Origin of the sequence: Sphingobium sp., assembly GCF_048594625.1 — a bacterium.
In the GTDB taxonomy this organism is placed as follows: Bacteria; Pseudomonadota; Alphaproteobacteria; order Sphingomonadales; family Sphingomonadaceae; genus Sphingobium.
Genome location: NZ_JBMDWL010000112.1, coordinates 1 through 24686 on the forward strand (window position 1 = coordinate 1; position 24686 = coordinate 24686).

General features: G+C 65.2%; 28 protein-coding genes. 16 read left to right on the top strand and 12 right to left on the bottom strand.

The features are described from left to right. Nucleotides 1-58: 58 nt before the first annotated feature. The gene (gene pyk, locus ACOJSJ_RS14485) at nt 59-1510 is read right to left on the bottom strand and encodes a pyruvate kinase (protein ID WP_420145680.1); all 1452 of its coding nucleotides are present in this window, start codon (nt 1508-1510) and stop codon (nt 59-61) included. A 121-nt stretch (nt 1511-1631) separates the two neighbouring features. Between pyk and ACOJSJ_RS14490 the strand changes: the two genes are divergently transcribed. The 5 genes from ACOJSJ_RS14490 to ruvC all read left to right on the top strand — a co-directional run bounded on the left by ACOJSJ_RS14490 (nt 1632) and on the right by ruvC (nt 4144). Then, on the top strand, nt 1632-1931 hold the full coding sequence (locus tag ACOJSJ_RS14490) for a DUF1244 domain-containing protein (RefSeq protein WP_420145681.1): 300 nt from the start codon (nt 1632-1634) through the stop codon (nt 1929-1931). A gap of 49 nt (nt 1932-1980) precedes the next feature. Then, a complete protein-coding gene (locus ACOJSJ_RS14495; protein ID WP_056683669.1) occupies nt 1981-2223 on the top strand; it encodes a DUF2312 domain-containing protein in 243 nt (80 codons plus the stop codon). A 111-nt stretch (nt 2224-2334) separates the two neighbouring features. After that, nucleotides 2335-2661 carry a heavy metal-binding domain-containing protein gene (locus ACOJSJ_RS14500; RefSeq protein ID WP_420145682.1) on the top strand — a complete coding sequence of 109 codons (327 nt, stop codon included), beginning with the start codon at nt 2335-2337 and terminating at the stop codon, nt 2659-2661. Between the two features lie 157 nt (nt 2662-2818). Continuing rightward, complete coding sequence (locus ACOJSJ_RS14505; protein ID WP_420145683.1) at nt 2819-3562, top strand: YebC/PmpR family DNA-binding transcriptional regulator; 744 nt, start codon at nt 2819-2821, stop codon at nt 3560-3562. A 90-nt stretch (nt 3563-3652) separates the two neighbouring features. Beyond that, a complete protein-coding gene (ruvC, locus tag ACOJSJ_RS14510; protein ID WP_420145684.1) occupies nt 3653-4144 on the top strand; it encodes a crossover junction endodeoxyribonuclease RuvC in 492 nt (163 codons plus the stop codon). A 57-nt stretch (nt 4145-4201) separates the two neighbouring features. Here the strand turns inward: ruvC and ACOJSJ_RS14515 are convergent, their stop codons facing one another. From ACOJSJ_RS14515 to ACOJSJ_RS14525, 3 genes are all read right to left on the bottom strand, one after another. After that, complete coding sequence (locus tag ACOJSJ_RS14515) at nt 4202-4906, bottom strand: dienelactone hydrolase family protein (protein ID WP_420145685.1); 705 nt, start codon at nt 4904-4906, stop codon at nt 4202-4204. A gap of 20 nt (nt 4907-4926) precedes the next feature. Beyond that, complete coding sequence (locus ACOJSJ_RS14520) at nt 4927-5937, bottom strand: 50S ribosomal protein L11 methyltransferase (protein ID WP_420145686.1); 1011 nt, start codon at nt 5935-5937, stop codon at nt 4927-4929. A gap of 198 nt (nt 5938-6135) precedes the next feature. After that, nucleotides 6136-7431, bottom strand: a complete 1296-nt coding sequence (locus ACOJSJ_RS14525) for a methyl-accepting chemotaxis protein (protein WP_420145705.1) — start codon at nt 7429-7431, stop codon at nt 6136-6138. A 440-nt stretch (nt 7432-7871) separates the two neighbouring features. Between ACOJSJ_RS14525 and sdhC the strand changes: the two genes are divergently transcribed. The 5 genes from sdhC (at nt 7872) to ACOJSJ_RS14550 (ending at nt 11553) form a co-directional block, all read left to right on the top strand. Then, complete coding sequence (sdhC, locus tag ACOJSJ_RS14530) at nt 7872-8204, top strand: succinate dehydrogenase, cytochrome b556 subunit (RefSeq protein ID WP_420145687.1); 333 nt, start codon at nt 7872-7874, stop codon at nt 8202-8204. After that, the gene (sdhD, locus tag ACOJSJ_RS14535) at nt 8204-8593 is read left to right on the top strand and encodes a succinate dehydrogenase, hydrophobic membrane anchor protein (protein ID WP_420145688.1); all 390 of its coding nucleotides are present in this window, start codon (nt 8204-8206) and stop codon (nt 8591-8593) included. The genes sdhC and sdhD overlap by 1 nt, the downstream gene beginning before the upstream one ends. After that, nucleotides 8593-10407, top strand: coding sequence for a succinate dehydrogenase flavoprotein subunit (sdhA, locus tag ACOJSJ_RS14540; RefSeq protein WP_420145689.1), 1815 nt, complete (start codon nt 8593-8595; stop codon nt 10405-10407). Before sdhD ends, sdhA begins: the two co-directional genes overlap by 1 nt. A gap of 88 nt (nt 10408-10495) precedes the next feature. Beyond that, nucleotides 10496-10648: a hypothetical protein gene (locus tag ACOJSJ_RS14545; protein ID WP_420145690.1), complete on the top strand. Its 153-nt coding sequence runs from the start codon at nt 10496-10498 to the stop codon at nt 10646-10648. A 5-nt stretch (nt 10649-10653) separates the two neighbouring features. Beyond that, nucleotides 10654-11553: a biotin carboxylase gene (locus tag ACOJSJ_RS14550; RefSeq protein WP_420145691.1), complete on the top strand. Its 900-nt coding sequence runs from the start codon at nt 10654-10656 to the stop codon at nt 11551-11553. 58 nt (nt 11554-11611) lie between these two features. On the opposite strand, the gene ACOJSJ_RS14555 is transcribed toward ACOJSJ_RS14550, so the two are convergent. From ACOJSJ_RS14555 to ACOJSJ_RS14570, 4 genes are all read right to left on the bottom strand, one after another. After that, nucleotides 11612-12853: a threonine synthase gene (locus ACOJSJ_RS14555; RefSeq protein ID WP_420145692.1), complete on the bottom strand. Its 1242-nt coding sequence runs from the start codon at nt 12851-12853 to the stop codon at nt 11612-11614. A gap of 104 nt (nt 12854-12957) precedes the next feature. Then, nucleotides 12958-13512, bottom strand: a complete 555-nt coding sequence (gene grpE / locus ACOJSJ_RS14560; RefSeq protein WP_420145693.1) for a nucleotide exchange factor GrpE — start codon at nt 13510-13512, stop codon at nt 12958-12960. Beyond that, nucleotides 13509-14552: a heat-inducible transcriptional repressor HrcA gene (hrcA, locus tag ACOJSJ_RS14565; protein ID WP_420145694.1), complete on the bottom strand. Its 1044-nt coding sequence runs from the start codon at nt 14550-14552 to the stop codon at nt 13509-13511. Before hrcA ends, grpE begins: the two co-directional genes overlap by 4 nt. Nucleotides 14553-14583: 31 nt before the next feature. Further along, nucleotides 14584-15093 (bottom strand): DUF6438 domain-containing protein, encoded by a 510-nt coding sequence (locus ACOJSJ_RS14570; RefSeq protein ID WP_420145695.1) that lies wholly within the window; start codon nt 15091-15093, stop codon nt 14584-14586. 141 nt (nt 15094-15234) lie between these two features. Between ACOJSJ_RS14570 and rph the strand changes: the two genes are divergently transcribed. Then, nucleotides 15235-15951, top strand: a complete 717-nt coding sequence (rph, locus tag ACOJSJ_RS14575; RefSeq protein WP_420145696.1) for a ribonuclease PH — start codon at nt 15235-15237, stop codon at nt 15949-15951. An 88-nt stretch (nt 15952-16039) separates the two neighbouring features. Beyond that, nucleotides 16040-16669 (top strand): RdgB/HAM1 family non-canonical purine NTP pyrophosphatase, encoded by a 630-nt coding sequence (gene rdgB / locus ACOJSJ_RS14580; protein WP_420145697.1) that lies wholly within the window; start codon nt 16040-16042, stop codon nt 16667-16669. Nucleotides 16670-16810: 141 nt separating this feature from the next. On the opposite strand, the gene ACOJSJ_RS14585 is transcribed toward rdgB, so the two are convergent. Further along, nucleotides 16811-17494 (bottom strand): CAP domain-containing protein, encoded by a 684-nt coding sequence (locus ACOJSJ_RS14585; RefSeq protein ID WP_420145698.1) that lies wholly within the window; start codon nt 17492-17494, stop codon nt 16811-16813. A gap of 52 nt (nt 17495-17546) precedes the next feature. On the opposite strand from ACOJSJ_RS14585, the gene hemW reads away from it, so the two are divergent. Continuing rightward, entirely contained in the window at nt 17547-18722 is a 1176-nt protein-coding gene (gene hemW / locus ACOJSJ_RS14590; protein ID WP_420145699.1) for a radical SAM family heme chaperone HemW, read from the top strand. A gap of 279 nt (nt 18723-19001) precedes the next feature. On the opposite strand, the gene ACOJSJ_RS14595 is transcribed toward hemW, so the two are convergent. The 3 genes from ACOJSJ_RS14595 to ACOJSJ_RS14605 all read right to left on the bottom strand — a co-directional run bounded on the left by ACOJSJ_RS14595 (nt 19002) and on the right by ACOJSJ_RS14605 (nt 22659). Continuing rightward, complete coding sequence (locus tag ACOJSJ_RS14595; RefSeq protein WP_420145700.1) at nt 19002-20696, bottom strand: M56 family metallopeptidase; 1695 nt, start codon at nt 20694-20696, stop codon at nt 19002-19004. Beyond that, nucleotides 20693-21061 carry a BlaI/MecI/CopY family transcriptional regulator gene (locus ACOJSJ_RS14600; RefSeq protein ID WP_420145701.1) on the bottom strand — a complete coding sequence of 123 codons (369 nt, stop codon included), beginning with the start codon at nt 21059-21061 and terminating at the stop codon, nt 20693-20695. The genes ACOJSJ_RS14595 and ACOJSJ_RS14600 overlap by 4 nt, the downstream gene beginning before the upstream one ends. A gap of 302 nt (nt 21062-21363) precedes the next feature. Beyond that, on the bottom strand, nt 21364-22659 hold the full coding sequence (locus ACOJSJ_RS14605; protein WP_420145702.1) for an amino acid permease: 1296 nt from the start codon (nt 22657-22659) through the stop codon (nt 21364-21366). A gap of 216 nt (nt 22660-22875) precedes the next feature. Here ACOJSJ_RS14605 and ACOJSJ_RS14610 point away from each other — a divergent pair, with 216 nt between their 5' ends. Genes ACOJSJ_RS14610 through ACOJSJ_RS14620 form a run of 3 tightly spaced genes read left to right on the top strand, consistent with a single transcriptional unit; the run spans nt 22876 to nt 24413 of the window. After that, entirely contained in the window at nt 22876-23814 is a 939-nt protein-coding gene (locus tag ACOJSJ_RS14610; protein WP_420145703.1) for a right-handed parallel beta-helix repeat-containing protein, read from the top strand. Nucleotides 23815-23845: 31 nt separating this feature from the next. Further along, nucleotides 23846-24040: a hypothetical protein gene (locus ACOJSJ_RS14615; protein WP_066863839.1), complete on the top strand. Its 195-nt coding sequence runs from the start codon at nt 23846-23848 to the stop codon at nt 24038-24040. 52 nt (nt 24041-24092) lie between these two features. Continuing rightward, nucleotides 24093-24413, top strand: a complete 321-nt coding sequence (locus ACOJSJ_RS14620) for a hypothetical protein (RefSeq protein ID WP_420145704.1) — start codon at nt 24093-24095, stop codon at nt 24411-24413. The last annotated feature ends 273 nt before the right edge of the window (nt 24414-24686 follow it).

Here is a 24686-nt window from a genome sequence, read left to right on the forward strand (position 1 = left end):
CCGGTGGGGGGCTGGGCGGGTATTTCCCCCGCCGGGCCCCACCCCGACGCGCTGGCCGTCAGTCGCGGCCGGTCAGTTCATCCCCGCGCACGGCGGCGACGTGCAGCACGTTGGTCGACCCCGGCGTGCCGAAGGGGACACCGGCCAGAACGACGATCTTGCCGCCCTTTTCAGCCATGTCGTGGCGCAGCGCCATGCGACGGGCCTTGCCGATCATCTCCTCGAAATTGCCGATGTCCTTGGTGCGGATGGCGTGGACGCCCCAGGTCAGCCCCAGCTTGCGCGCGGTGTCGTCGCGCGGGGTCAGGGCCAGGATCGGCGCGGACGGGCGTTCGCGGGCGACGCGGCGCACCGTGCTGCCCGACGATGTGAAGCAGGTGATGGCGCTGGCGCCCACGACATTGACGATATTGCCGGCCGCTTCGGCCAGCGCGTCCGCCGTCGTGGGATCGGGCAGGGTTTCGGTATAGTGCAGCCGGCCGATATAGCCCGGATCGCGCTCCACGCTGTTGGCGATGCTGTCCATCATCGCGACGGCCTCCACCGGCCAGTCGCCCGCCGCCGTTTCCGCCGACAGCATGATCGCGTCCGCCCCGTCATAGACGGCGGTGGCGACGTCCGACACTTCGGCGCGGGTGGGGGATGGCGACTTGATCATCGATTCGAGCATCTGCGTCGCGACCACGACCGGACGGCCGAGGCGGCGGGCGGTGGCGACGATCTGCTTTTGCAGCGGCGGCACGGCCTGCGGCGGCAGCTCGACGCCAAGGTCACCGCGCGCGACCATCACGCCATCGGCCAGTTCGACGATTTCCTCCAGCCGCTGCACGGCCGACGGCTTCTCGATCTTGGCCATCAGCGCGCCATGGCCGCCCATCAGCTTGCGCGCTTCGGCCAGATCCTCCGGCCGCTGCACGAAACTGAGCGCGATCCAGTCGCAGCCCTGTTCGACCGCGAAGCTGAGGTCGCGGCGATCCTTGTCGGTCAGCGCGGGGACGGGCACCACCACGTCGGGCACGTTCACGCCCTTGCGGTTGGACAGCGTGCCGCCGACTTCGACGATGGTGTCGATGCGGTCGTGGCTGATCGCCTTGACCCGCAGCACCATCTTGCCATCGTCCAGCAACAGCCGGGTTTCGGGCACCAGCGCGGCATAGATTTCGGGATGGGGCAGGTTGACGCGGTGCGCGTCGCCCGGTGTTTCGTCCCGGTCCAGCACGAAGGGCGCGCCGGTTTCCAATATGGCGAGGCCCTTTTCAAAGGTGCCCACGCGCAGTTTCGGTCCCTGAAGATCGCCCAATATGGTGGTGGGGCGGGCGAATTCCTTTTCCAGCGCCCGGATGGAAGCGATGCGCGCGGCATGATCCTCATGCGCGCCATGGCTCATATTGATGCGGAAGGCATCGGCCCCGGCGACGAACAGCGCACGGATCATTTCGGGCGAATCGCTGGCAGGGCCAAGCGTCGCCAGGATGCGAACCTTGCGTGAACGGGGCGGTAATTTCGTCATGTCTTCTCCTGAGCCTCATGATCGCTACCGGCCTGCCCATTGGCATTGCCAGTGCGTCGTTATGCGTTATCCATGCTGCACGACAGGATTATGTAGATCAGCGAAAGAGGTTCCAACGCCGATGGCCGACACCATAGTCACAGATGCGGTTGCTGCAACCGCCTTCCGCCGTCTTGTGATGCATTTACAGCATCGAACGGACGTCCAGAATATCGATCTGATGGGCAGCGCGGGGTTTTGCCGCAACTGTCTGGCCGACTGGATCGCGGAGGCGGACGGGGGCCTGACCCGCGATCAGGCGCGCGAAATCATCCACGGCATGCCCTTTGCGCAGTGGAAGGACAAGCATCAGGGCGAAGCCACGCCCCAACAGATCGCAAAGATGCAGGAGAGTGTGGCGAAAAACGCCGACAGTCATTAGAGGCGTCCGCCAGCCTGATTCACATTCGCACTTTTATACGGAGAATCCCATGAGCGAGGGTAACGTCGCCGCCGACCAGCTGCGCCTTCTGATCGAACGCATCGAGCGTCTGGAAGAAGAAAAGAAGGGCATCGGCGACGACATCAAGGACGTCTATCTGGAAGCCAAGGCGACCGGCTATGACGCCAAGATCATGCGCCAGATTATTCGCCTGCGGAAGATGCAGCCCCATGACCGTCAGGAAATGGAAGCCATCCTCCAGACCTACCTGTCCGCGCTGGGCATGGAATAAGGGGGGCGCTTCACCCGTTCGTCTTGCGTGCATGCGGCGTTCGTCGAAAGCCTGTGTTAAACCGTCTCATCGTCATGAGATGGTGATCCGCAACGCGAACGGGAGAAGACTATGTCCGACATCATCGTCAGCACCACCAGCCGTCTGGAAGGGCGGCCGGCGAAGGATTATCTGGGCATCGTCACGGGCGAGGTGATCGTGGGCGCCAACCTGTTCCGCGATCTGTTCGCCAGCGTGCGCGACATCGTGGGCGGCCGGTCGGGCGCCTATGAAGACGTGCTGCAACGTGCCCGCGAACAGGCGATCAGCGAAATGCGCGGGCGTGCCGCCGCCATGGGCGCCAATGCCGTCGTCGGCGTCGATCTCGATTATGAAGTCATCGGGTCCAACGGATCGATGCTGATGGTGTCGGCATCGGGCACCGCGATCACATATTGACTGTTTGTTTGGAAATGCGCCCTTGGTGCGGAACCAAAAATCCGCTCTTTCGCGCATTTTCAAGATGGACACGCCATTTTGCTGACGGTTGCCCTTTGGGCGGCCGCTGGTGTAAGGGCGCGCATCACTTTCAACCGGCAGATAAGAATTCAGGACCATGGCAGGCCATTCCAAATTCAAGAACATCATGCATCGCAAGGGCGCGCAGGACAAGAAGCGCTCGTCGATGTTCTCCAAGCTCAGCCGCGAAATCACCGTCGCGGCCAAGATGGGCATGCCCGACCCGGACATGAATCCGCGCCTGCGTCTGGCGGTCAACGCCGCCAAGGCCCAGTCCATGCCCAAGGACAATATCCAGCGCGCCATCGACAAGGCGACGAAGGGCGACACGGAAAATTACGAAGAAGTGCGTTATGAGGGCTATGGCCCCGGCGGCACCGCGATCATCGTGGAAGCGCTGACCGACAATCGTAACCGCACCGCCACCAATGTGCGTACCGCCTTCGCCAAGAATGGCGGTAACCTCGGTTCATCGGGCGCGGTCAGCCATGGCTTCGACCGCCTTGGCCTCATCACCTATCCCGCCAGCGCGGGCGACGCTGAATCGATCTTCGAAGCGGCGCTGGAAGCGGGCGCGGAGGACGTGTCGTCCAATGAGGACGAACATGAAATCTGGACCGCGATGGATGCGCTCCACGAAGTCGCCAAGGCGCTGGAGGCCAGCCTTGGCCCGGCCGACGGCGCGAAGCTGGCGTGGAAGCCCACCACAACCGTCGAAGTCGACGAAGGCAATGCCGCCACGCTGATGAAGCTGGTCGACACGCTGGAAGATGATGATGACGTTCAGACCGTCTGGGGCAATTATGAAGTGTCCGACGAAGTGATGGAAAAGCTGGGCTAAAATGCTTGTCTCCGTTCGTGTCGAGCGTAGTCGAGACACGCCAGGCGCCATGCTTCTCGACTGCGCTCGAAGCGAACGGATATATTTTCTATGATCCTTCTCGGCCTCGACCCCGGCCTTGGCACGACCGGCTGGGGGCTGATCGCCGCGGACGGCAATCGGCTGACGCATATCGCCAATGGTCACATCAAGACCGACAGCGCCATGTCGCTGGCGACGCGGCTGCTGGCGATCGATCTGGCGCTGACCGACCTGATCCTGGAACATAAGCCCGATGGCGCGGCGGTCGAGGAGGTGTTCGTCAACGTCAATCCGCAATCGACGCTGAAACTGGGGCAGGCGCGGGGCGTCATCCTGCTGAACGCATCGCGGGCGGGGATGGAAGTGGGCGAATATGCCGCCCGGCTCGTCAAGAAATCGGTGGTCGGCGTCGGCAACGCGTCGAAGGATCAGGTCCATGCCATGGTGCAGCGCCTGTTGCCCGGCGCGAAGATCGCCGGGCCGGACGCCGCCGACGCGCTGGCCGTCGCCATCACCCACGCCCATCATGTGGCGAGCGCACGGCGCATCCCGACGCGGTGACACCCCGTCCCCGTTCGCTTCGGGCCTGTCGGGAAGCGAATCGGGCGATATGCTTCTCTACGCGAACAGGTCGCCCAGAAAATCGGCCATGGCGCGGAAGCTGCGCCGGTCGGCATCGGGGCTGTAGGCCAGCCCCTTTTCGGGCATATGCACGCTTTCGTCGGTAAAGGCATGGCCGGTATGGCCATAGGCGTGGATCTGCCAGTCGCATCCCGCCTGCGTCAGTTCCTTCGCCAGCGCGACGGTCGCTTCGGGCGGGGCGATCGGATCGTCCCAGCCGTGGCAGATGAGCAGCTTCGCGCCGATCGTGGCATTGGGGAAGGGCGGCGCGTCATAGACGCCGTGAAAGCTGACGCCGCCCGCAATGTCCGCGCCCGACCGGGCGAGATCCAGCACGCATTTGCCGCCGAAGCAGAAACCGATCGCCGCCGTGCGGGCCGCGTCCACCTCCGCCATGTCCTTCAGCACCGCGTGCGCGGCTGCTACCCGGTCGCGCATCATCGCGCGGTCGGCGTTGAGCGCGTTCATGAACCGGCCCGCATCGGGATCGGCGCGGGTGGTGCGGTTGCCCTGTCCAAAGACATCGGCGACCAGCACGGCATAGCCCAGTGCCGCGACCCGCTCCGCATAGGCGAAATCGGCTTCCTTCGTTCCCAGCACATTGGGGAACAGCAGGATGCCGGGCCTGACCCCGGCGGCGGCGTCCACCACCGCCAGGCTTTCGAACCCGTCATGCAGGATGGTGCGGCGGATGATGGTCATGCAATGCTCCTTTGCGAACGTCAGATGCTGCCGAAGCCGGGGGCTTCGCCACGGGCCTGCGTATCGATGCGCTTGGGTCGTTTCCAGCCGATGCCGGGCCGCTTGCGCAGGTGCAGCGTGGGCCAGGCGCCCCGGTTGCTGCGCTGGGCAAGGCGCATGCCCTGCGCGCGGTAGGCGGCGATCACCGCGTCGGCCTGTTCATTGAGCAGGCCCGCCAGCACGATGCTGCCGCTATCCTCCACCAGCGCGCACAGCGCGGGCGCCAGTTCGATCAGCGGCCCGGCCAGAATGTTGGCGATCAGCAGGTCATAGGGCGCCCGGCCGATCAGCGCGGGGTGATTGCCCCCCGCCGCCGTCACCAGCGCCAGCCTGCCCGGCCCGTCGCCCAGCGGAATGGCATTGGCGCGGGCATTGTCGCCGGTGATTTCGACCGCGACCGGATCGATGTCCGACGCGATGGCATGGATGCGCGGCCACAGGTGCATGGCGGCAAAGGCGAGCAGCCCGGTGCCGGTGCCGATGTCGGCGACATGGCGGAACCGCATGCCCACGCGGCGCATCCGGTCCAGCATGGCAAGGCAGCCCGCCGTCGTTTCATGCTGTCCGGTGCCAAAGGCGCGACCGGCCTCGATCAACAGGTTGATATGTCCGGGCAGTTCGGGGTCGCTGGCGATGTTGCGGACATGGAAACGCCCGGCGGTGACGGCTTCCAGCCCCTGCTGGCTCAGCGTCACCCAATCCTCATCCGGCAGCGCTTCGATGACGGGCTTCGTACCCGCGGCGCTGGGTACCAGCGTTTTCAGCAGCTTGATGGCGGCGGGGCTGGGCTTGCCCTCGAAATAGGCGTCCAGTTGCCAGACATTGTCATCGTCGGGCGCAGCCTCGCTGGTCATCAGCACCGGTGGCCGGTCCATCATCGCAAAGGCGGCGATGTCGCCATCGATCGCTTCGGCCTCGGCGCGGGTGCAGGGCAGGGTGACTTTCCAGCTTTGCGCGAGGGTCGTCTGGTCGGAAGAAGCAACATCATTCATCCCGCCGCCTTTAGACGAGTGGGGGATGGAGGGAAAGCGGGATGGGGACAGGGAGAGCGGGTGGCGCGGTTTGGGCCAGTTGCGGTCATGTTCCCCCTCCCGCTGGCGGGAGGGGGGATGGCGGGAAACCACCCATCCGTGCTGCCATCTCTACCTTGAGATGAGCAGCGCCTCTATATTCAGGCCGATCGACGAATTTTACGCCACCTGCCGTCCGAAATCCGACGATGCGTGGCGCAGGCTGGCGAGTTTGCCTTCGACGCTGACGAAGCCGCGTTCCAGCTGATCGATTTCCGACGCCACGACTTCGGTGTCCTGACGGATCGCCGAAATGGTGGTGGACATCGAATCGGCCGCCAGTGCGGTTTCGTCGACAGCGGCGGTGATCATCGTCACGGTCTGCGCCTGCGCGTCCATGGCGTGGCGGATGCGCTCGGCGCTGGCCTGCACTTCGCCCACCGTGTCGCGAATGCGTTCGTTGGTTTCCACCGACTGGCGGGTGGAGGCCTGAATATCGGCGATCTTGCCCGCAATCTCGTCGGTCGCGCGCGCGGTCTGGTTGGCCAGGCTCTTCACTTCCTGCGCGACGACGGCAAAGCCACGCCCAGCGTCGCCCGCCCGCGCCGCTTCGATCGTGGCATTGAGCGCCAGCAGGTTGGTCTGCCCGGCGATGTCGCGGATCAGGCTCAGGATCGATTCGATCGATTTGGCATGTTCGGACAGGGTGGCCGACATCGACACCGCGTCGCCCGACTGGGTGGAGGCGCGCTGCGCGACTTCGGCGGCGCTTTCCACTTCGGTGCGTGCATCCTCGATCGCGCGGATCAGACCGGCGGAGGTGCGGGCGGCTTCGCGCATGGCGAGCGCGGACTGTTCGGCGGCAGCGGCGACTTCGGACGCCTTGCCCAGCATGCCGCGCGTGGCGGCGGACGCATCCTTGGCCTGTTCGCGCAGCGATTCGCCCAGTTTCGACGCGCCGTCGATTTCGCCCACGATCCGCTGTTCGAACAATGTGCCGTAACGCTGGCGTTCGACGCGCTGCGCATCGGCCTGATCATTGGCCAGCACATTGCTCATAAAGCCTGAGTCGATCATCGCGATCTGCAACATCATGCCCAGCAGGCGGCGGCATTGCGCATCGTCATGGCCGTGGCAGCGGTCCCAGATAAGGTCGCTCACACGGGCATTGGCGGCGGCGACGGCGTTCAGCACCGCGCGCACCGACACATCATGCTTGCGCGCGTGGCGCACGCAGTCGGCCGCCGACTGCGCCCAGCGTCCTTCGGCAAAATGCAGCAACTTTTCGCGCACATATTTGTCCGCTTCCTGCTCGATTCGCCCGACGATCCCGCCGCTCAACCGGTCGCGCAGGCCGGTTTCGCGCATATAGCTGCTAAAGAAAGCCGCGCCCACGCTGGCCAGATCATCCCCGATCAGTTCGCCGATTTCCCGCGCGGAACGGGCGATGGCCCCGGTGGGATCGACTTCCGCCATATATTCCGACGTGGCGGCGGCGGTGGACAGGTTGGACGGCATGAAGGAACGGCCCTTGGCTATGACGTTATCAGTTACGATCCGATCCTTAGCGCCGGTTGGTTAATCACTTCTTATGCCTGATGCGAATTGCAAGGCCGGGTTGCATGAAAATGCGCGCCTTGCCGTAACGGGTCGCTGGCCATCCTGTCCGGGCGCATTGTGGGGGAAGGCGGCGGGGCGGAACGGCCCGACGGTGCGGCAACGGCACAGCAACATGGGGAAAACGGCACGGATGGACGGCAGGGACTTTCTATCCTTTCGACTGCTTGCCCTATCGGCGTATCGCTCCTAAGGGGAGCGGACTCACAGACAAGTATCTAGGGACCAGGGTAGACATGGCGCGAACCACCAGCCGGCCACTCTCGCCGCATTTGACGATATGGAAATGGGGACCGGCCATGGCCGTTTCCATCATGCACCGCGTGACGGGCAACGGTCTGGCGACCGCTGGCGCACTCGGCCTCATCTGGTGGCTGATGGCCGCCGCGACCGGACCGGAAGCCTATGCGACCTTCGTCGCCTGCGCGACTTCGCCGATCGGTTATCTGGTGATGGCGGGTCTGTCCTGGTTCTTCTTCCAGCATCTCTTTTCCGGCCTTCGCCACTTCGTGCTCGATATGGGCGCGGGTTATGAGCTGAAGAACAACAAGATGTGGTCGCTGCTGACCTTCGTCCTGTCCACGCTCGCCACGCTGGCCTTCTGGGCCGCGATCTGCACGGGGAAATTCTGATGGGTACGGGTACTGGTATCGGCCGCGTTCGCGGTCTTGGATCGGCCAAGCATGGCGCGCAGCACTGGCTGGTGCAGCGTTATACCGCCGTCGGCAACCTGTTGCTGGTGCTGTGGCTGCTGTTCAGCCTGATCGCGCTGCCCGGCCTCGACTATGAAAGCGTCGTCGGCTGGATTTCCAACCCGCTGGTCGCGGTGCCGCTGATGCTGATGGTGGTCAGCATCTTCATGCACCTGCGCATGGGTATGCAGGTCATGCTGGAGGATTATGTCCATGACAAGGGTCTGGCCTTCTTCTCCATGCTGCTGCTGAACTTCTATGCCTTTGGCGGCGCGGCCGCGGGCGTTTTCGCGATCGCCAAGATCGCCTTCATCGGGATCGTCAAATAATGACCGAAGCCTATAAGATCATCGACCACACCTACGACACCGTCGTGGTGGGCGCTGGCGGCTCCGGCCTGCGCGCGACCATGGGCAGCGCCGAAGCGGGCCTGAAGACCGCCTGCATCACCAAGCTGTTCCCGACCCGCAGCCACACCGTGGCGGCGCAGGGCGGCATCGCGGCATCGCTGGGCAACAACAGCCCGGACCACTGGACCTGGCACATGTACGACACCGTCAAGGGGTCCGACTGGCTGGGCGATCAGGACGCGATCGAATATATGGTGCGCGAAGCACCCGCCGCCGTGATCGAGCTGGAACATGCCGGCGTGCCGTTCAGCCGCAATGCCGACGGCACCATCTATCAGCGCCCCTTCGGCGGCCACATGCAGAATATGGGCGCTGGCCCGCCGGTGCAGCGCACCTGCGCCGCGGCCGACCGTACCGGTCACGCCATGCTGCACGCGCTGTATCAGCAGTCGCTGAAATATGACGCGGACTTCTACATCGAATATTTCGCCATCGACCTGATCATGGAAGATGGCCCGAACGGCAAGGAATGCCGCGGCGTCATCGCCATCTGCATGGAAGATGGCTCCATCCACCGCTTCCGCAGCCATGCGGTCGTGCTGGCGACGGGTGGCTATGGTCGCGCTTACTTCTCGGCCACATCGGCGCACAGCTGCACCGGCGACGGCGGCGGCATGGTGCTGCGCGCTGGCCTGCCGCTGCAGGATCTGGAATTCGTGCAGTTCCACCCGACCGGCATCTACGGCGCGGGCGTGCTGATCACCGAAGGCGCGCGCGGCGAGGGCGGCTACCTCACCAATTCCGAAGGCGAGCGTTTCATGGAACGCTATGCCCCGTCGGCCAAGGATCTGGCGTCGCGCGACGTCGTGTCCCGTTCGATGGCGATGGAAATGCGCGAAGGGCGCGGTGTGGGCGAGCATAAGGATCATATCTTCCTGCACCTCGACCATATCGATCCCAAGGTGCTGGCCGAACGCCTGCCGGGCATCACCGAAAGCGGCAAGATCTTTGCCGGCGTCGACCTGACGCGCCAGCCGCTCCCCGTGACCCCGACCGTCCATTACAATATGGGCGGCATCCCCTGTCACTATCCTGGTCAGGTGGTGACGACGAAGGGCGACGATCCCGACGTCGTGGTGCCCGGCCTGTTCGCGGTCGGCGAAGCGGCGTGCGTGTCGGTCCATGGCGCGAACCGCCTTGGCTCCAACTCGCTGATCGACCTTGTCGTGTTCGGTCGCGCCACCGGCCTGTTCCTCAAGGACAATCTGAAGCCCAACGCCCCGCACCGGGCGCTGCCGGCCGATGCCGCCGATCTAGCGCTCAGCCGTCTCGACCATTATCGCAATGCGAAGGGCGGCACGCCGACGGCGGACATCCGCATGGACATGCAGCGCACCATGCAGAAGCATGCCGCCGTGTTCCGCGACAGCGCCCTGCTGTCCGAAGGCGTGACGCAGATGCAGGCGGTCAACAAGCGGTTGCAGGATGTGAAGGTCACCGACCGTTCGCTGATCTGGAACACCGACCTCATCGAAACGCTGGAACTCGACAACCTGATGAGCCAGGCCATCTGCACGATGGAAAGCGCCGAAGCCCGCAAGGAATCGCGCGGCGCCCATGCGCATGAGGATTTCCCGAACCGCGACGACGAGAACTGGATGAAGCACACCATCAGCTGGTTCGAAGGCTGGGGTGGTTCGGGCGGCAAGGTGACGCTCGATTATCGTCCGGTCCACGATTACACGATGACCGACGAAGCCGAATATGTGAAGCCCAAGGCACGCGTATATTAAGGTTTTGGATTTTCAGGTATAAATTGAAAAAAGGGGGCTGGCCGCAGGGCTGGTCCCCTTTTTCGTTTCAGCAGGGTTTCAAAAAGACATGACGCAGCAACCGGACCGGATCGCCATCCTCTATCAGGCGCTGCCCCCGCCGGTGATCGACGGCCTGCGCAAGGATGCAAAGCCGGGCGGCTATTCCGATGGCGGGGCGGACATCGGTTTCGTGCTGCGGGAGGGGGGCATGACCTGCTGACCCCGGTGGCCGATCCCGACCCGACCCGGCCGCTCGACTGGGTGTTCCCCGATACGGCGGATGGGATTGCGGCGGCCATCGCGGCGGACGCGACGATCCTGTGGGCGAACAGCGTCTTGTTCGAAGGGCATCCGATCGAGGCGGTGATGGGGCAGGTGCGGATCGTGGGCCAATTGCCCGCCCTGATGCAGCTTTATGACGACAAGTTCGGCACCAACCGCATGCTGGAACAGGCGGGCCTGCCGGTCGCGCGCTCCTTCCTGATGGCGCGGGATGGGCGGCCGGGCGTCGTCGCGCTGGCCGATGTGCAGGCGGCGCTGGCGCAGGCGGGGCTGACCTTTCCCCTGATCGTGAAGCCGGTGCGCGGGCGCGGCAGTCAGGGCGTCAGCCGCGTTGCCGATCGAAATGGTCTGATCGCTGCCGCCACGGCCCTGATCGAAAGCGCGAAGTTCGGCGACACGCTGATCGTCGAGGAATATCTGGCGGGGGAAGAAGTCACGGTGACGGTGATGCCGCCGGTCGATGGCGGGTCACATCGGGCGCTGCGCCCGGTGCGGCGCTTCAACCAGGAGGACGGCGTCGCCCCCTATAATGGCGACGTCGCCGTAACGGCGAACAGCGTCGCGATCGACGAAGCGGAGCTGGCGCAGCCTGCCGTGCAGGCGATGCTGGATGCCTGCGTCCGGGCGGCACAGCTGGTGGGCGCACGCGCGACGATCCGCATCGATTGCCGCGCGGACGGGCAGGGCGATTACAAGCTGTTCGACCTCAACATGAAGCCCAACATGACCGGTCCGGGCCGCCCCGGCCGCGACGATCAGGATTGCCTGTCCGCCATCGCCGCCCGTGCGGATGGCTGGAGCTTTGCGACATTGCTGGAAAATATGCTGGCGGCGGCCTGGTGAAGTGGCGTGGTGAAGCGGCGGGAGGACGGCCGATCCGCCATCCTCCCACCCGTCATCGTCACAGGGCGGCGAAATCGATCGGGGCGTGACGATCGAGCGTGCGGCTCTGATCCTCCAGCGGATATTTGAGGCCGCTGGCGCAGTTGAACAGCACTGCGCGTTCATCCCGCCCGATCAGCCCTTCGTCCAGCGCGCGCTGATATGCGGCCAGCGTCGCCCCGCCCTCCGGGCAGAGCAGCAGGCCGTCGTCGCGCGCCACATCGCGCACAGCGGCCGCAATGGCGTCGTCCGACACCGCCAGCGCGGCGCCGCCGCTTTCGCGCACGGCGCGCAGGATCAGGAAATCGCCGACCGCCTTTGGCACGCGAATGCCCATGGCGATGGTCTGCGCGTCTTCCCAGCGATCGGCAAATTCCACGCCCTGATCGAAGGCGCGAACCATCGGCGCGCAGCCTTCCGCCTGTACCGCGAACATCTTGGGGCGTTTCGACCCGATGAAGCCGATCTTTTCCAGTTCGTCGAACGCTTTCCACATGCCGATCAGGCCCGTGCCGCCGCCCGTGGGGTAGAAGATCGCGTCGGGCAGTTCCCAGCCCAGCTGTTCGGCCAGTTCCAGCCCCATCGTCTTCTTGCCCTCGATCCGGTACGGCTCCTTGAGCGTCGAAAAGTCGAACCAGCCGCGTTCCTTCGCCCCCTGTCCCACGATCGCCCCGCAATCGTCGATATAGCCGTTGACGCGATAGACGCGCGCGCCCTGCGCGGCGATTTCGCGCACATTCACTTCGGGCGTGTCGGCGGGGCAGAAGACGATCGCCTTCATCCCCGCAACGGCGGCATAGGCGGCCAGCGCCGCGCCCGCATTGCCGTTGGTGGGCATCGCAACCTGCGTCACGCCCAGTTCCCTGGCCATGGACACCGCCATGACGAGGCCGCGGGCCTTGAACGATGCGGTGGGCAGCCGCCCTTCATCCTTGGCCAGCAGCTGCGCGCCGCCCAACCGCGCCGCCGTGCGGGGCAGGGGGATCAGCGGGGTGGCGTTTTCGCCCAGGCTCACGATGTTGGATGTCTGCCGCACGGGCAGCAATTCGCGCCAGCGCCACAGGTCCATGGGCCGCTGCGCCAGCGCGTCCTTGGTCAGGGTCGCGCGCACGGCGTCCAGGTCATAGCGCACCAGCAAAGGCTTCCCCGCCGCCGACAGGCCATGCAGCCGGTCCGCCGCATAATGTTCGCCGGTCAGCGAACATTCCAGATGCGTGACGAAGGTCGGGCGGTCGGTGATGAGGTTGAGGTTGTGCAACACTAAAATCTCCGTTCGGGCTGAGCCTGTCGAAGCCCCGCCCTTCTTTTTAGAAAGTGGGGCCCTTCGACAGGCTCAGGGCGAACGGGACAAACAACCCGGTTGGTTCAGTCCGGCTTCTTTGCCACGCTGACCATCGCGGGGCGCAGCAGGCGGTCCTTGATCATGTAACCGGCCTGCATTTCCATGATGATCGTGCCGGGCGCGGCGTCGGCCGACGGCACTTCCATCATCGCCTGATGCTTGTTGGGGTCCAGCGGCTGGCCGACCGATTCCAGTTTCGTGATGCCGTTGCGGCCGAACACGCTTTCCAGTTCGCGGCCGGTGGCTTCCAGACCGACGACCAGTCCCTTGAACTTCTCATCCTCGCGCAGGTCGGCGGGGATGGCGGCCAGTGCACGGCTGAGGTTGTCGGCAACCGACAGCATGTCGCGGGCAAAGGACGTCGCGGCATAGGCGCGCGCGTCGCCCAGTTCCTTTTCCAGCCGACGGCGCACATTCTGCGTGTCGGCATGGGCGTAGAGGATGTCCTGTTTCGCGGTGGCCAGTTCCGCCTCCAGCGCGGCGATCCGTTCCGATGCGGCATCGCCTGCGGGCGCGGCGTCTTCGGGCAGCGCGTCGGCCATTTCGGTATTTTCGATATTGTCTTTGTGTTCGCTCATCTCATCAATCTCGACAGCGTCTGTGCGGTAAAGTCCACCATGGGGATCACCCGCGCATAGTTCAAGCGCGTGGGGCCGATCACGCCGACAACGCCGACGACCCGGCCATCCGCGCCACGGTAGGGCGCGGCTATGACCGAAGAACCCGACAGGGAAAAGAGCTTGTTTTCCGACCCGATGAAGATTTTGGTCGCGCTGCCCGCCAATGCGCTTTCCAGCAGGCGGGAAATTTCCTGCTTCCCCTCCAGATGTTCCAGCAGCTGGCGGACCCGTTCCAGATCGGCGGCGGTGCCGTCGTCGATCAGATGCGCCTGCCCCCGCACGATCAGCACCGGCCGGTCGTCGGCATCGTGCGACCATATCGCCACGCCCCGCGCCACCAGTTCGCGCGCCGCGCCGTCCAGCGCGCTGCGTTCCGTTTCCAGTTCCTGCGCCAGCTGGTCGCCCGCCTGTCGCAGGGTCAGGCCGGTGAAGCGGGCCGACATGAAATTCGCGGCCTCGTTCAGCATCGACGGGGTCACACCGCGCGGCAGGTCCAGCACGCGGTTTTCGACGGAGCCATCCTGCCCCACCAGCACGGCCAGCGCCTGACGATCATTCAGCGACACGAAACCGAATTGCCGCAGCACCGGTTCCCGGCGCGGCACCATGACGATGCCCGCGCAGGCCGACAGGCCGGACAGGGTGGCGGTGGCGGCGGACAGCGCTTCCTCGATCGGTCCGCCTTCGGCCAGCCCCGCTTCGATCGCGCGCCGTTCCTCGACCGACGGTTCGGCCGCCTGCATCATCCCGTCCACGAACAGGCGCAGCCCGGTTTCGGTCGGCATCCGCCCGGCCGACGTATGCGGCGCAGCGAGCAGGCCCAGCTCCTCCAGATCCTGCATGACGTTGCGAATGGATGCGGGCGACAGGCTCAGCGTCGCCAGCTTGCTGATCGTGCGCGATCCCACGGGCAGGCCGGTGCCCAGATAATTTTCCACCACCAGGCGGAAGACATCGCGCGCGCGATCATTGAGTTCGGAGATCGGGGTGACCGACATGCCCTTCATCTAGGGCCAGTCGCGCAAAGGCTCAAGGTGCCACCGCCTTGGGATTGAGCATATGCTGGACGTCCAGGATCTTGGGGATCGACGCCAGCGCCACGCGCAGCCTGCCATATTGCGGGTCCATGCAGCCCGACTGATAGTCGAGCCGCGTCACCGCCTGACCCGGACGGGTCCATTCGACGCTGTAACTGGGCATGTCGGTGGCGAAACGGGTGCAGCTTTTCTGGTCGATCCGCTGGCTGGTGCCGGTCGCGGGGCGATGCGGCGCCAGCGTGGTCAGCAACCTGCGATATTGCGCGCGGGTCAGGGTGAAGCGGGTCGGCCCCGGCACCGATGTAAAGCGTTCCGGCGTCAGCAGGCCCGATCCGTCGGGCGACACCAGAACATTATAGGCCGGGCATGCCCCGAAACAGCGCCCCGCCGTAAAGCGGATCACGTCGCCCGGCGCCTTTGGCGGCTCCAGCCCTTCCTGTTCTGCCATGCAGCCGGTCAGCGCGAACAGCGCGGCGGCGGCGACCCGGATTTTTATCGTCATAACCCCTCATATCGTCCAAATTGCGCTCTGGACACTGGCAAGTGAGGCCGCCCGGCGCTAAGCGGCGCTGTAAGTGTGCCTTTCGGCGCATTGACGGCGCCCATCGGGTTCAGCCGCCCTGACATGTTTCGGAGAATATCTATGCGTCCTTCCGGCCGCGCGCCCGACCAGATGCGCGACATCACCATGGAACCCGGTTTCACCGTCCACGCCGAAGGATCGTGCCTGATCAGTTTCGGCGACACGCGCGTCCTGTGCACCGCGTCGGTGGAAGAAAAGGTGCCGCCCTTCCTGCGTGGCAAGGGTTCGGGCTGGGTCACGGCGGAATATGGCATGCTGCCCCGCGCCACCCACACCCGCGGCAGCCGTGAAGCGGCCAAGGGCAAGCAGTCGGGCCGGACGCAGGAAATCCAGCGGCTGATCGGCCGTTCGCTGCGCACCGTCGTCGACCTCAAGAAACTGGGCGAGCGTCAGATCGTGATCGACTGCGACGTCATTCAGGCCGATGGCGGCACGCGCACGGCGGCCATTTCGGGCAGCTGGGTCGCGCTGCGCATCGCGGTGGACAAGCTGCTGGCGTCGGGCGCCCTGACCGAAGACCCGATCATTCAGAAGGTCGCGGCGATCAGCTGCGGCATTTATGAAGGCACGCCGGTCCTCGACCTCGACTATGCCGAAGACAGCAATGCGCAAACCGACGCCAACCTGATCCTGACCGGCGACGGCAAGTTCGCCGAAGTGCAGGCGACGGCCGAAGGCGCCGCCTATGACGAGGAAGAGCTGCTGCGTCTGCTGCGCCTTGCTCGCATCGGCTGCGCCAAGATCTTCGCCGCGCAGGATGTCGCAACGGGGCGTTAAGGCTTTCCCCGTTCGGTTCGAGCCTGTCGAGAACCTTTCTTTCAAACCGCTTCTCGACAAGCTCGAAGTGAACGGAGATAGTCATACCATGAGCGACGATTTCGGACAGGAACAGGCGATCCGTAAACTCAAGCCAGGCCGGCTGGTGATCGCCAGCCATAATCCCGGCAAGGTGCGCGAAATCGCCGCGCTGCTCGGCCCCTATGGGATCGAGCCGATTTCCGCCGCGTCGCTCGACCTGCCGGAACCCGAAGAAACCGGCACCACCTTCATTGCCAATGCGGAGCTGAAGGCGATGCAGGCGGCCGATCTTTCCGGCCTGCCGGCCCTTGCCGACGACAGCGGCCTGTGCGTGGAGGCGCTGGGCGGCGACCCCGGCCTGTTTTCCGCGCGCTGGGCCGGGCCGACCAAGGATTTCGGCATGGCGATGCAGCTGGTGTGGGACAGGGTGCAGGCCAAGGGGCCGGACGCCAGCCGCAGCGCGCATTTCGTCTGCGCCCTTGCGCTCGCCTGGCCCGACGGCCATGTGGAGGCGTTCGAAGGGCGGATCGACGGCACGCTCGTCTGGCCGCCACGCGGGGAGAACGGCTTTGGCTATGACGCCATGTTCCAGCCGCTGGACCATGCCATCAGCTTCGGCGAAATGGACCCGGACGCCAAACATGCCATGAGCCACCGCGCAAAGGCGTTCGATCAGCTGGTCGCCGCCGTAATCTGAAGCGCCGTTGTCCGAAACATTATGCCGTCATCCGGAACGGGTGACGGCGCGCAAAATACGGTCAACGACAGACCATGACGGCATGATCCGATCGAGACTGATCGGATCATGCGCTGCGATTGCGATGACCCGAACGCCGGGTCAGGGCGCGACGCTCGCCACCTGCGTTCCCGCGATGGACGCAGGCGCAGGGGCCGGTGCATCGTCGTCGGCATCCAGCGGGCCTTTTCCAAAGGCGTTGCCCGCCGGGAAGTAACGGCACACCAGATATTCATTCTGTGGCCCGTCGCCCAGCGCGCAGCCGACCTTCTTTGTGCCGCGCCAGATCATCTGCGTATAATGGCCGACATCCTGCCAGCGCCCGGTGCTGCTGAGGTCGGGCAGTTTTCCGTCCATCCGCGTCAGCCGCTTTTCGTCCAGGAACGATCCGACCATCACCTCATAACCATAAAGGCGGCGCGGCCCCATCCACAGATTTTCGCCGCTGGGGATGGTGCGGCTGGCGCGCGCCGAATGGCGGAACTGGCCGCTGCGCGCCATATCCTGCGCATAGCGTGCCGCGTCGGCCGCCAGCGCATCGTCCCATTCCAGCAGCGGCAGGCCCAGCGACGCCCGTTCGCCATTATGCGCGTCGATCATCACCGCGCGCAGCAGGTCCGGCCCGCGCGCCGCTTCGGTCATGCCATAATAGGCCGCCGGCATGACGACGCCGCCTGCCACCACTGCGTCGGTGGGCGCGGCGGCAGGCGCGGATGCCGCGACCGGTGCGGGCGCACCGCCCGGCCCGACGCTTTCGGACGCCTGCGCGCCCCCGGTCCCGACCATGAGCGCAGCCCATAGCGAAAGCCGTAAAAATTCTTTAGAGCCGCCCCCAGCCATGGTTCCCGATACCCCCGCCAGCACATTCGTGCCCACTGACGCGCAAGCCTTATACATTCACTGGCCATTTTGCGTTTCCAAATGTCCTTATTGCGATTTTAACAGTCATGTCCGCGACAGCGTGGATGTGGACGCATGGCAGGCGGCATTGCTGGCGGATATGGCGCATGAGGCCGCCCTGACCGGCGGTCGGCCGCTGTCGTCCATCTTCTTTGGCGGCGGCACCCCGTCGCTGATGCCCCCCGCGCTGGTCGAGAGGTTAATCGACGCGGCGCAGCGGCACTGGGGCTTCACCCCCGACATAGAGATCACGCTGGAGGCCAATCCCAATTCGGTGGAGGCGGCGCGCTTTGCCGATCTGGCGGCGGCGGGGATCAACCGCACCTCGCTCGGCCTTCAGGCGCTGGAGGACCGGGCGCTGCATTTTCTGGGCCGCGCGCATGACGTGGCGGAGGGGCTGGCCGCGCTCGACACCGCGCAGTCCGTGTTCGACCGGGTCAGCTTCGACCTCATCTACGCCCGCCCGGATCAGGGGGAAGCGGACTGGCAGGCGGAACTGGCGCGCGCGCTGTCCTTTGGTACCGGCCATCTGTCGCTCTATCAGCTGACGATAGAGCCGGGCACGCGCTTTGCCACGCTGGTCGCGCAGGGGAAGCTGACCCCTGCCGATCCCGATCATGGCGCGACGCTTTATGAATTGACGCAGGCGATGACGGGGGCGGCGGGCATCCCTGCCTATGAAATCAGCAATCATGCGCGGCCGGGGCAGGAAAGCCGCCATAACCTCACCTACTGGCGTTATGGCGACTATGCCGGGATCGGGCCGGGCGCGCATGGGCGGCGCGGCGGCATGGCGACGCTGCGTCACAAGAAGCCGGAAAACTGGATGGGCGCGGTCGACCGCAACGGTCATGGCATCCAGAGCGAGGAGCCGCTGGCGGGCGACGACCGGGCGCGCGAAGCGTTGCTGATGGGGCTGCGCCTTGGCGAAGGGGTCGACCTGGCCCGTATCGCCGCGCTGTCGGGGATCGGCGTGGACCGGCTGATCGACGAACGGGCGGTGGAACAGCTGACGGGCCTTGGCCTCGTCCGGCTGGAAGGACACCGGTTGCAGGTGGCGCCTGCGGGCATGCTGCTGCTCGACGCGATCCTGCCCGAAGTGGTGGCGATCTAAGGCGTCGCGCCTCAACGCAATTTAAGTCATCTGAACCAGATGACGGATCGCAAAGCGCTGGAAGCAAGAGATATTTCGAGCGTGGACCGATTCAGTCCGGTCAGTTCATGCTCGAAAGAGGAGTTGTTCGCCCCTTTGGCAAGAGCAGGAAAGCTAAGTCGAGGCCCCGTCTTTCCTTGAAGCAAGAGGCCGACGAGGCATGATCGGATCACGCCCTGTCGGCCTCTTGCTTTGCGCCGGTTGTGGGCCAGCGGGCGATAGCGCCCGCTGCGCCCATGATCAGTGCATTTCGCGGTCGAGTTTGGCGATTTCATCGTCGATGTCGCGCAGCGCGTCGGCCTGGTCCTTTGCGGGCATCCGGCTGTTGGCGATCTGCGTGCGGGCCTGCATCAGGCCGCGGCGCGCCGCCATCTTGCCCATGCGTTCGGCCTGCGCGGCCTGCCGTTCCGCCAGCGCCGTCTGCCGTTCCGCCATGGCTTCGGCCCGGCTAGCCTGACGTTCGGCCTCCGCCTCCGCCCGGCTCGCCTGCGCTTCGGCGCGGCGAGCCTGCGCCTCGATCGCGGCGTTGCAGATGCGGATGCGGACGGTGCGGCGACCCTTGGCATCCACGATTTCGCGGCGCGACATCGTCTGGTTGCTGCCGTCGCATCCTTCGCGAACATCCATTTTCGGCACCATGCGGTCGATTTCGGCTTGCGTCGGGAAGCGATGGGTTTCCACCCGGCCATTGGCATGGGTCACGGTGACGCGGCCATTTTCGGTGCGCACGGTGACGGGCGGCATCGGCGGTACGGGCGGCACCGGGGCGATCATGTCGGCGGCGGGCGGGATCGGCGCTGCGGGGACGTCGGGCGCGGGCGGCGCCCAGCTGTCGGCGCGGACTGCGGGCGTGGCGGGCACGGTCGGAACGGCGGGGACCGCTGCGACGGCGGAAACCGGTGCCACGGCGGCCACCGGCGCCACGACCGGCTTCACCAGATCGGTCAGCTTTGCGAAATCGGCGCCTTCCACCTTGTCGGTGATGGCCGCCATCTGCTGTGCGGCGCGGCTGCCCGATGCGGTCAGCGCCAGTCCGGTGGCGGTGACGACCGCGACGGCGGCCATGCCCCAGCTGATGCGGCGGAGCGAAATGTCATGATTGGACAGCATTTTCAGCCTCCCCTTAAGAGCGGTTATGCGGTTGAGATGACAGGCACCGGCGAACTGACGCCCACCGGCGGCCTTCAATATGGCGCGGCCATAGGCATGGGCCTGATCGCGGCCGTAAAGCGACAGGACGCGCGCGTCGCAGGCGGTTTCCTGATCGGCGCGATAGGCGCGATAGGCGACCCATGCGACCGGGTTGCACCAATGGACCGCCAGCAGCAGCAGCGCGATCATGTTGGCGGCCAGGTCGCCCCGTTCATGATGTGCCCGTTCATGGGCGATCGCCATATCCTGTTCCTGCGCGTCGTAACGCAGGGCGAAATCGGCGGGCAGCACGATATGCGGATGGAATACGCCAAAGGCGAGCGGTCCCGACGCATGTGGGCTGGTGACGATGCGGATGCGGCCTTCTTCGCCGATGGGCGTGGCGCCATCCAATATGTGGCGGCGAAACCGGATATAGCCGACCGCCTGCACCGCGATGAAGAGCATCGTGCCGACGAACCAGATGGACAGGCCCGCCTCCAGCCATGGAAAGGCGGATGCATCGCTTGTGACCGGCAGGCCGGGAAAGGAAAGCGCGGATGAGGACAGCGTCGTCGGCGCCGCCAGCAGGTCAGGCAGGCCCGCCTGATCCACCGCCAGATGCAGCGGCGACGGATCGACATCGCCGGGCAGCGCAGGCAACAGCATGCGCGCCAGCGGCAGCGCCCAGAGCATATAGGCCGCCCCAGCGCCTAGCCAGCGCGCGACCGGCCGCCGCAACATCATGACCATCGCCATCAGCAGGGTCGTGGCGATCAGCGTTTCGGCCAGCCAGACGCTCATGATTTCAGCCCCTTCAATATGGCTTCCAGTTCGGCGATGTCGTCCGCCGATAATTGATCCTGTTCTGCCAGCTGCGCGACCAGCGGCGACACGCGCCCGCCGAACAGCCGGTTGACCAGCCGCCCGGATTCCCCCGCGACATAATCGTCGCGGGCGATGCGCGGGCGATACAGGAAACGGCGGCCATCCTGATCGGCGTCGATCACATCCTTGGCCATCAGCCGCGACAGCAATGTCTTGACGGTCTGAAGGCTCCAGTCACGGTCGGCGGACACACGGTCGGCAACGTCGTTGGCGGTCTGCGGCGCGGTTTCCCACAACGCTTCCATCACCACCAGTTCCGCTTCGCTGATCTTCTCGCTCACCTGTCCGACACCCGACTCACTATTAACAACCACAGATGTAGTCGCATCGATTACGGATGTAGTCAATAGGCGATCATCGTCGCCGTCGTGCGGCGTTTTGCGTTGAAAAGGCTGAAAATGTCGGAATTTTTGACAATCGCGGTCATGGCGCGACGGGCGTTAACCTTTGGAAGCCCCCGCTTTGCGTATGCGCCCCATATTGGCACGGCGATTGCGACGATGTTCGCGTTCCCACCGTTCAACTACCGGGGGATGCAGGCAGGTCTCCGCAGGCATCCCCCACCCGGTGGTTCCCCACATGATTAGGCTGCGCCGCGCTCCCGTCGCGCCCACCAGTAAAAGGGCAGGCCCGCCAGCATCAGCAGAATGCTCGATCCGCTGGCGACCACGCCCGCACCCCACAGCGTCCACAAGGCATAGCCAAGGCCGATCGCGGCGGCGGGCACCACCAGGCGAAAGCGCAGGCTGGCCAGCGCGCAGCCGACATAGAGCCACAGCGTCGCCGACGTCGCCAGCAGCGCCATCATCGTGAACAGCGCCACCAGCCCCTGCAGGCTGTTCGCCACCAGCATCAGGCTGGCCAGCGTGGTGGACAGGATCAGCGCGCGCACCGGCGTGCCCTTCGCATCGGTCTTCGCCATCCAGCGCGGCAGTTCGCCCGCGCGCGCCATCGCCAGCGGCACTTCGCCCTGAAGCAAGGTCCAGCCGTTGAGCGCGCCAAGGCAGCTGATCACCACGAATATCGCGACGAACCGCGCCGGACCCGCCGACCAGTAATGGCTGACGAACGCGCCGAAGGGCGAACCGGTCTGGGTTTCCGCCGCGGGCAGGGTCAGGGCGATGCCCGAACATACGATCAGGTAGATAAGGCCCGTCGCCGCCGTGCCGATGATGGTCGCGCGCGGGATGGTGCGGCCCGGATCGCGCACCTTGTCCGCCGCCACGCTCGCCGATTCAAATCCCAGCAATGCCCATAATGTCAGGGCGGCCGACGCGGTGATGCCCGCGCCCGTCAGCCCCTGCGCCGGGAAGGGGGCGACCTGCGCGCTGCCATTGCCAAGGATGATCGCCAGCAGCGCCAGCGCCACGACGATGGGGACCAGCTTGATGATGGTGGTGACGATCTGCGTCATGCCCGCCGCCCGCGCGCCGATCAGGTTGATGCCGGTCATCATCCACAGGAAGGCGATCGAACAGGCCGCGCCCATGCCCGGCCGGGTCAGGGCGGGCACCATGCTGCTCAGGTTCGCGGTCGCCGCGACGGCAATGGTCACATTGGTGATGATCAGCGAAATCCAGTAGATCCAGCCGATCGAAAAACCGGCCAGCGGGCCATAGGCTCTGGCGATCATCTGTGACGGGCTGGCGTCCGGCATGGCGACGGTCAGCCGCGCGATGACGAAGGCCAGCAGCAGCGACCCGGCGATGGTGAATATCCACCCCGCCACCGCATCCCAGCCAAAGGGCGCAAGCGATGCGGGCAGCAGGAACACGCCCGATCCGATCATATTGCCCATGACGAGGGCGATGCAGGCGGCAAGGCCCAGCGTACGGGAAGATGGGCGCGCCGCGCCCCTATCGATGTCGGGAAAATCCATGGCAGGCTATTTAGAGCATTTCGACGTCATCTGGAACAGAGGACGGATCGCAAAATGCGGTGAATGAAAGACGGCTGGAGGATGATCCGATCCGATCGCATCAGTCTCCAGCCGCGCGTCAACCTTTGCCCTCGGCTGTGTCCCATAGCGGGGCAGCGGCAGATTGGCGGTCCGCGCATCTTGGTCCCGTACCCTGCCGGGTCTATCCTGCCGCTTATGCGCATTCTGTCCACCACGCTGCTCGCGTCCATCGCCATTGCCTCTGCCGCCGTAGCGCAGGGCAATGCCGCCCCCTTCACCGTCGCCGAAACGGGGCAGGGCTTTGCCACCATCGGCGATGCGCTGGCGGCGATCGGCGACCGGCGCGGCACGGTGGTCGTGGCGCCGGGCACCTATCATCAGTGCGGCGTGCAGGATGGCGGCGACGTCACCATCCGCGCCGCGACGCCGGGCACCGCGATCTTCGACGGCGTGCCGTGCGAAGGGAAGGCGGCGCTGGTGCTGCGCGGGCAGGCGAGCCGGGTCGACGGCATCATATTCCAGAATATCCGCGTGCCCGACGGCAACGGGGCGGGCATCCGCCTTGAAAACGGCCATCTGACCGTCAGCAACAGCCTGTTCCGTAACAGCGAGGAAGGCATATTGACCGGCGATTATGACGGCGGTCAGGTGACGATCGACAAATCGACATTCCGCAAGCTGGGCCGGTGCGACCGCGACCTGGACTGCGCGCATGGCGTCTATATCGGCCGTCTCGCCAATCTGGTGGTGACCAACAGTCGTTTCGATCAGGGCGATGGCGGACATTATCTGAAAACCCGCACCGCCCGCGTGACCATCACCGGCAACAGTTTCGACGACAGCGCCGGGCATCTGACCAACTATATGATCGACCTGTCCAACGGCGCGGTCGGCACGATCACGGGCAATGAAATGGTGCAGGGCAAGGACAAGGACAACTGGTCCGCCTTCATCACCGTGGCGCCCGAAGGCCGCGAACATTCCAGCGCGGGTCTGGTGATCGACGGCAACAAGGCGGGCTTTGTCCCCGGCGTAGAGCGCGGATCGACCTTCGTCGCCAATTTCACCGACGACGCCGTGCGGATCGGCAGCAACGAACTGGCCCCGTCGATGAAGGTCAAGGATCGCCGCTGACTTGATCGCGCCGCTGTGGTAAGCGGACGCCATGCGAACCACCTATGACAGTGCGACCGTGCGCCTCTATCATCTGGGCGATGACGGGGCGGCCATGACGATCATGTACGGCCCGCTCAGTCAGGCGCTGCATGTCGCGGAGCAGCAACCGGCGGAGGTGCAGGATGGGCTGTTTCTGGCTACCGACAATGATGTCGTCGCCTATCTGGACCTGATAGAGGGGTAGGGGCCGCCACGACGCGGATGGATCGCATCCATAATTCTGCTATGGCGCGTCGATGCTTCAAAGTCAGAATATGTCCGGCATCGTCGATGTCGATGGCTTCAAATATGAATGGGAACTGCGCCGCGAGCCGCGCTGGAGCGACGATGAAGGCTGGCGCGGCATGGCGATCGCCCTGATGCAGGTGGATATGCAGCGCGAAGCCGTGCTGGAATTTCCCGCGCCCAAACGCCTGATGAAGGGCCTGCCGCGCGGTCGGCTGCACATGAACGACGCCATCGTCGCGCGCGGCGTGCGCGCGGCGCTGGCCGCCGGGTGGGAACCCGCGTCGCGGGGGCGGCCGGTCATCTTCACCGTGGATGCGGACGGGAACTGATCCAAGTTTTTTCAAAAAATGCGCGAAAGTGCGCATTTTCGATGCGGCGCCAGCCCACACCCCCGCCCGGCCACCCAGACATGGTATCCTGATGGGTTGGCCGGGCGGGGCTGTGGGCTGGTAGCGCATCGAAAATGCGCAGTTTCGCGCATTTTTCAAAAAAACTTTGATCAGTTCCCGTCCGCATCCACGGTAAAGATCACCGGCCGCCCCCGCGACGCGGGTTCCCACCCGGCGGCCAGCGCCGCGCGCACGCCGCGCGCGACGATGGCG

Coding starts and splice junctions, on each gene's coding strand:
- pyk (WP_420145680.1), bottom strand. CDS start 1,510: ATGACGAAATTACCGCCCCGTTCACGCAAGGTTCGCATCCTGGCGACG.
- ACOJSJ_RS14490 (WP_420145681.1), top strand. CDS start 1,632: ATGGCCGACACCATAGTCACAGATGCGGTTGCTGCAACCGCCTTCCGC.
- ACOJSJ_RS14495 (WP_056683669.1), top strand. CDS start 1,981: ATGAGCGAGGGTAACGTCGCCGCCGACCAGCTGCGCCTTCTGATCGAA.
- ACOJSJ_RS14500 (WP_420145682.1), top strand. CDS start 2,335: ATGTCCGACATCATCGTCAGCACCACCAGCCGTCTGGAAGGGCGGCCG.
- ACOJSJ_RS14505 (WP_420145683.1), top strand. CDS start 2,819: ATGGCAGGCCATTCCAAATTCAAGAACATCATGCATCGCAAGGGCGCG.
- ruvC (WP_420145684.1), top strand. CDS start 3,653: ATGATCCTTCTCGGCCTCGACCCCGGCCTTGGCACGACCGGCTGGGGG.
- ACOJSJ_RS14515 (WP_420145685.1), bottom strand. CDS start 4,906: ATGACCATCATCCGCCGCACCATCCTGCATGACGGGTTCGAAAGCCTG.
- ACOJSJ_RS14520 (WP_420145686.1), bottom strand. CDS start 5,937: ATGAATGATGTTGCTTCTTCCGACCAGACGACCCTCGCGCAAAGCTGG.
- ACOJSJ_RS14525 (WP_420145705.1), bottom strand. CDS start 7,431: ATGGCGGAAGTCGATCCCACCGGGGCCATCGCCCGTTCCGCGCGGGAA.
- sdhC (WP_420145687.1), top strand. CDS start 7,872: ATGGCCGTTTCCATCATGCACCGCGTGACGGGCAACGGTCTGGCGACC.
- sdhD (WP_420145688.1), top strand. CDS start 8,204: ATGGGTACGGGTACTGGTATCGGCCGCGTTCGCGGTCTTGGATCGGCC.
- sdhA (WP_420145689.1), top strand. CDS start 8,593: ATGACCGAAGCCTATAAGATCATCGACCACACCTACGACACCGTCGTG.
- ACOJSJ_RS14545 (WP_420145690.1), top strand. CDS start 10,496: ATGACGCAGCAACCGGACCGGATCGCCATCCTCTATCAGGCGCTGCCC.
- grpE (WP_420145693.1), bottom strand. CDS start 13,512: ATGAGCGAACACAAAGACAATATCGAAAATACCGAAATGGCCGACGCG.
- hrcA (WP_420145694.1), bottom strand. CDS start 14,552: ATGTCGGTCACCCCGATCTCCGAACTCAATGATCGCGCGCGCGATGTC.
- ACOJSJ_RS14570 (WP_420145695.1), bottom strand. CDS start 15,093: ATGACGATAAAAATCCGGGTCGCCGCCGCCGCGCTGTTCGCGCTGACC.
- rph (WP_420145696.1), top strand. CDS start 15,235: ATGCGTCCTTCCGGCCGCGCGCCCGACCAGATGCGCGACATCACCATG.
- rdgB (WP_420145697.1), top strand. CDS start 16,040: ATGAGCGACGATTTCGGACAGGAACAGGCGATCCGTAAACTCAAGCCA.
- ACOJSJ_RS14585 (WP_420145698.1), bottom strand. CDS start 17,494: ATGGTCGGGACCGGGGGCGCGCAGGCGTCCGAAAGCGTCGGGCCGGGC.
- hemW (WP_420145699.1), top strand. CDS start 17,547: ATGGTTCCCGATACCCCCGCCAGCACATTCGTGCCCACTGACGCGCAA.
- ACOJSJ_RS14595 (WP_420145700.1), bottom strand. CDS start 20,696: ATGAGCGTCTGGCTGGCCGAAACGCTGATCGCCACGACCCTGCTGATG.
- ACOJSJ_RS14605 (WP_420145702.1), bottom strand. CDS start 22,659: ATGGATTTTCCCGACATCGATAGGGGCGCGGCGCGCCCATCTTCCCGT.
- ACOJSJ_RS14610 (WP_420145703.1), top strand. CDS start 22,876: ATGCGCATTCTGTCCACCACGCTGCTCGCGTCCATCGCCATTGCCTCT.
- ACOJSJ_RS14615 (WP_066863839.1), top strand. CDS start 23,846: ATGCGAACCACCTATGACAGTGCGACCGTGCGCCTCTATCATCTGGGC.
- ACOJSJ_RS14620 (WP_420145704.1), top strand. CDS start 24,093: ATGCTTCAAAGTCAGAATATGTCCGGCATCGTCGATGTCGATGGCTTC.